At 64.1% G+C, this 5,500-nt stretch carries 3 protein-coding genes and 1 pseudogene; 1 reads left to right on the plus strand and 3 read right to left on the minus strand.

The window, feature by feature from the left end:
* Window positions 1-148: 148 nt before the first annotated feature.
* On the minus strand, window positions 149-817 hold the full coding sequence (locus BG842_RS01565) for a peroxiredoxin (RefSeq protein WP_007981025.1): 669 nt from the start codon (window positions 815-817) through the stop codon (window positions 149-151).
* 217 nt (window positions 818-1,034) lie between these two features.
* Between BG842_RS01565 and BG842_RS01570 the strand changes: the two genes are divergently transcribed.
* Window positions 1,035-3,860, plus strand: coding sequence for an aconitate hydratase (locus tag BG842_RS01570; protein ID WP_069449411.1), 2,826 nt, complete (start codon window positions 1,035-1,037; stop codon window positions 3,858-3,860).
* Between the two features lie 22 nt (window positions 3,861-3,882).
* On the opposite strand, the gene BG842_RS01575 is transcribed toward BG842_RS01570, so the two are convergent.
* Window positions 3,883-4,500 (minus strand): class I SAM-dependent methyltransferase, encoded by a 618-nt coding sequence (locus BG842_RS01575; protein WP_069449412.1) that lies wholly within the window; start codon window positions 4,498-4,500, stop codon window positions 3,883-3,885.
* Window positions 4,501-4,524: 24 nt separating this feature from the next.
* Window positions 4,525-5,500 (minus strand): annotated as a pseudogene (locus BG842_RS01580) (hypothetical protein); the annotation flags it as partial.

Below are 5,500 nucleotides of genomic sequence, written 5' to 3' on the forward strand. Positions count from 1 at the left end.
ATGCCTATCGCTCGACCTCCGCCTGAAGACGGAGGTATGCGCTATCGGTCTCTATCAGCAATCGTTTCATTCCGACTGTTTCGGTCGTTCGCGTTGGGAGTAAACGACTACCCAAAAGAAGGGTTCGAGGACGTGTGGCCGTGTCTCGTCAGGGTTCGCGGAGCGTGAACCACCAGTCGTGATATTCGTAGCCCTCCGCGTCGGCCTCTTCGCGGCGAGCGTCGGCGGCGGAAACGTCGCCCGGCGGCCGGAGAAGCACCTTATCGCCGTGCATATCGTTGTTCGGCCAGTTCGCCGGGGTCGCCACGTCCTCGTCGTCGGCGGTGACGAGGGCGCGGACCGAGCGGACGATTTCGTCCATGTTACGCCCGATTTCCTTCGGATAGTAGAGCAGCAGGCGAAGGATGCCGTCCGGGTCGACGATGAACACGGAGCGGACGGTGCTGGTGCCCTGCCCCGGGTGGATCATACCGAGCGACTCGGCCACGGTGCCGGTTTCGTCGGCGATGATGGGGAACGTGATTTCGGTATCCATGTCCTCCTCTATCCATTCGGTCCACTTGATGTGCGAGTGAACCCGGTCGACCGAGAGCCCGATGAGGTTGACGTCCAGTTCGTCGAACTCGTCCATGTGCTGTTGGAAGGAGACGAACTCCGTCGTGCAGACGGGCGTGAAATCGCCGGGATGGCTGAACAGGACGAACCACTCACCGGCGTACTCGTCGGGGAGGTCCATCTCGCCGTGCGTGGTGTTCACGTGAAGGTCGGGGAACTGGTCGCCGATCAGCGGCATTCGTGCTCGGGAGGCGTCTTGCATGGGCTATCAGCGTCGTGTACGACAGGCAATAGTATTAATATATTGTCACTATTCTTGCTGACACGTCTCGGTTTACTTTCGGATTTCTCCGAGATGTATGCCTGAACCGAGCGCCGAGCGTGAAAACGGCGACCGTTCCGAAAGCGCACCAGTCATCTTCTCACGGCGTAGGATTCGGGGGTTATTGATAATCATGGGTATCCAAGTTTCGAGTACGATGAGTAAACCAGTCCCGTTCGATGCGGTCCGCGAGTTCGAGGTAGACGGAACCTCGTACAAGATGGCGGACCTCACGGTCCTCGAAGACGAGGGCCTGTGCGACCTCGACGAACTGCCGGTGAGTATCCGAATCCTCCTGGAGTCCGTCCTCCGGAACGTCGATGGCGAAACCATCACCGAGGAGGACGTTCGAAACGCCGCCTCGTGGCAACCCGAGGTACCGGACGTCGAACTCCCGTTCACGCCCTCCCGCGTCGTTCTGCAGGACCTCACCGGCGTCCCGGCGGTCGTCGATTTGGCCGCGCTTCGCTCGGCGGCGGACCGCGCCGGAGAGCAACCCTCCATCGTCGAACCCGAGGTCCCCATCGATTTGGTCATCGACCACAGCGTCCAAGTCGATTACTTCGGATCCGAGGACGCCTACGAGCGGAACGTCGAGATGGAGTACGAGCGGAACGCCGAACGGTACAAGGCGCTCAAATGGGCACAACAGGCGTTCGAAGACTTCAACGTCGTCCCGCCGGGAACCGGCATCGTCCACCAGGTGAATCTGGAGTATCTGGGGCGCGTCGTCCACGACCGCGACGTCGATGGGGAGAACTGGTTGTTCCCGGACACGCTGGTCGGGACGGACAGCCACACGCCCATGATCGGCGGCATCGGCGTCGTCGGGTGGGGCGTCGGCGGCATCGAAGCGGAGGCGGCGATGCTCGGCCAACCCATCACGATGAAACTCCCCGAAGTGGTCGGCGTCCGTCTGACCGGCGAACTCCCCGAAGGCGCGACCGCGACCGACCTGGTTCTGCACGTCACGGAGCAACTGCGCGACGTCGGCGTCGTGGACCGCTTCGTGGAGTTCTTCGGCCCCGGCGTTTCGAACCTCACCGTCCCGGACCGGGCGACGCTCTCGAACATGGCCCCCGAACAGGGATCGACTGTCAGCGTGTTCCCGGTGGACGAGGCGACGCTCGACTACCTCGAACTCACCGGACGCGAACCCGAGCACATCGAACTCGTCCGCGAGTACCTCGACGCGCAAGGGCTGTTCGGCGAGCAGGAACCCGAATACACGGAAACGGTCGAGTTGGACCTCTCGACCGTCGAACCCAGCCTCGCCGGGCCGAAGCGCCCCCAAGACCGCGTTCCCATGGGCGACATGCGGACCCACTTCCGAAACCTGCTCTACGACGAGTTCGGAGACGAACTCGGGGACGTGGACGAGGAAGCCGTCGCCCGCTGGCTCGGCGAGGGTGGCGCGGGAGGAAACGCGGAGGGAACCGGCGCGTCCACTGACGGCGGAACGGTGGCGGAGCCGGAAACGGCGGAAGCGCCCGCGGAACCCGACCTCGGCGAACTCACGAAGCGGGTGTCCGTCGAGATGGACGACGGGTCGGAGGTCGAAATCGGCCACGGCTCCGTGGTCGTCAGCGCCATCACGAGCTGTACGAACACCTCGAACCCCTCGGTGATGCTCGCCGCGGGGCTGCTCGCCAAGAACGCCGTCGACCGCGGCCTCGACGTCCCCGACTACGTGAAGACGAGCCTCGCGCCGGGAAGCCGCGTCGTCACGGAGTACCTCGACGCGTCCGGCCTCCTCCCGTACCTCGAAGACTTGGGGTACAACGTGGTCGGATACGGCTGTACGACCTGTATCGGCAACGCCGGACCGCTCCCGGACCCCATCGAGACCGCCATCGACGACCACGGCCTCTGGACGACGAGCGTCCTCTCGGGTAACCGGAACTTCGAGGCGCGCATCCACCCGAAGATTCGCGCGAACTACCTCGCCAGCCCGCCGTTGGTCGTCGCCTACGGCCTCGCGGGACGGATGGACATCGACCTCGAACGCGAACCGCTCGGGACGGACGACGACGGCGAACCGGTCTACCTCGCCGACCTCTGGCCGTCGTCGGACGAGATTCACGCGGCCGTTCACGACAGCGTGGACACGTCGATGTTCGAGGACAAGTACGCCTCCGTGTACGAGGGCGACGAGCGCTGGAAGGGCCTCGAAGCGCCGACCGGAGACGTGTACGAGTGGGACGAGGAGTCCACGTACATCCGCGAACCGCCGTTCTTCAAGGACTTCCCGCTAGAAGAACCCGGCGTCGCGGACATCGAGGACGCGCGCTGTCTCATGTTGCTCGGCGACACCGTGACCACCGACCACATCAGTCCCGCCGGTCCCTTCGGCCCGGACCTGCCCGCGGGCCAGTGGCTTCTCGACCACGGCGTCGAACCACACGAATTCAACACCTACGGGTCGCGGCGCGGCAACCACGAGGTGATGATGCGCGGCACGTTCGCCAACGTGCGCATCGAGAACGAGATGTTGGACGGCGTAGAGGGCGGCTACACCATCCACCAACCGACCGGCGAGGAGACGACCGTCTTCGAGGCGTCCGAGCGCTACCGAGAGGACGGAACCTCGCTCGTCGTCGCCGCCGGGACGGAGTTCGGAACGGGGTCGAGCCGCGACTGGGCGGCGAAAGGAACCGACCTGCTGGGCGTGAAGGCCACCATCGCGGAGAGCTACGAGCGCATCTACCGCGACAACCTCGTCGGCATGGGCGTCCTACCGCTCCAGTTCCAGGACGGGGATTCGTGGGAATCGCTCGGCCTCGACGGGTCCGAGACGTTTACCGTCCACGGCCTCGACGAGGGACTCGACGTCAAGGACGAACTCGCGGTCGTCGCGGAACGCGAGGACGGTTCGACCGTCGAATTCCCGGTGACCGCCCAAGTGGGAACCCCCGCGGCGGTTCGGTACGTCGAGAACGGCGGCATTCTCCACCTCGTCCTTCGGCGGTTGCTCACGGAGTGACCGCCCGACTCCAACCGTCGAATCAGAGCACGCGAAAGACGCGAACCGTGTCGCGGTTACCCCGTTCGCGGACGAGTTGGGCGAGGCCGAGGTCCGAGAACACCCGCTTCCAGTTCCGGTGATACAGCGGGAATTCGTCGTTGACGTAGCTCACTTTCTCGGAGCCGCGACCGCGCTGCGGGCTGTTCCCCTCGTTTTCGGCGGTGATGATGAGATCACCGGTGACGCGAATCAGTTCTTCGAACACCCACTCGTTCTCCGGATGGATGTGCTGGAGCGTTTCGACCGAGTAGATGACGTCGAACGCGTCGTCCGGGAACTCGGGGAGGAGGTCCTCGATAGCGCCGGTGTGGAACGTCCCCGTCGCGGCGAGGTTCGGATATTTCTCGGCCATCACGTCGAACGATTCGTCGTTGATGTCGATGCCGGTGAGGTTCGTGTACCCCTCGTCGCGGAGGCGGTCGAGGTGACGTCCCGAACTACAGCCGATTTCGAGAATCGCCGCGTCCTCCTCGACGTAGTATTCGAAGACGGTGCGAAGAGTGTCGCTCACCTCGTTCGCCCCGATTCGAGCGTAGTAGGCGGGCGAATACGCCCCCGAGCGCTCGGCCCAGGTGCGACGATTGTCATCCGGTTCCATAGCGGATATCTCGTGGGGAAGGAGTTAAGCGCCCTCTTCGACGAGCGTGCTGGCGGCGTCGATGACCGCCGTCGCCGTCTCGCGGCTCACTCGATTTGTGGTGAAAGCCGCCTGTTCGTACTGTTCGGTCACGTCGGCGATGGTCGTAAGCGTCTCGTCGGCGAGGTCGGCCTCCCGGCAGGCGTTGTAGAACTCCCAGTGGGTCGAAGCGGCCGTCGGCACCACGGCGTCGAATTGGTTGCGAGTAGCTGCATACCCCATCTCGACAGCCGTTTCGAACTCACCCGCCTCGCGTGCCGAGCGAGCACGGTCAAGAAACTCCCTCGCGGATACAGAAAAGTCCGCCGTGGTGGCGTCCGATGGTGAAACCGTACCAGCGTTGGTCGCCATCCTGTCGCTTTCGCCGTCGTCGATGTCACCGCCGCCAATGTCACCACCGCCGATGTCGGAACGCCAGAGGAAGAACCCGCCGAGCGTGATGAGGGAGGCCACGCCGAGGCCGACCAACCAGCCACGGGTCGTCGAGTCAAGTGGGCCGTCGTCGGAATCTGTGACCGAAATCTCGGTCGCGGTACGCGCCGACTCGACGTTCTTTCCGCGGCCATCGAACTGGGCGACGAACGTCGCGTTGCCGTCCGCGGAAACGAGGGACGGCGACAGGACGAGCGAAGCTCGATAGGTGCCGTTTTGGTCCGTCCGCGTGGACACGACTTGCGTCCCGTTAACGAGGATGGATACTTGTTGGTTCGCGACCGGCGTGCCGTTTGTCGTATTGAGGCGTCCGGAGAGATTTACGTTCCGGGCCTTCCCGGCCGTCCCCGAGAGAGTGAGCGTCGTCGGCGACGATTCGACGACGGCCGGGGCCGTTACGTTCAGCGCGTTCAACGCGCGGTGACGGAAGGGGAGTACGACGCGAAGCGCATTCTGACCGGCGGGAATACTCGCATTCAGCGTCTCGGCGAACGAGAAAGAACCGTCCCAGACCGGTACGCGTCGTTCC

The sequence above is a fragment of the Haladaptatus sp. W1 genome (assembly GCF_001723155.1).
Lineage (GTDB): Archaea > Halobacteriota > Halobacteria > Halobacteriales > Haladaptataceae > Haladaptatus > Haladaptatus paucihalophilus.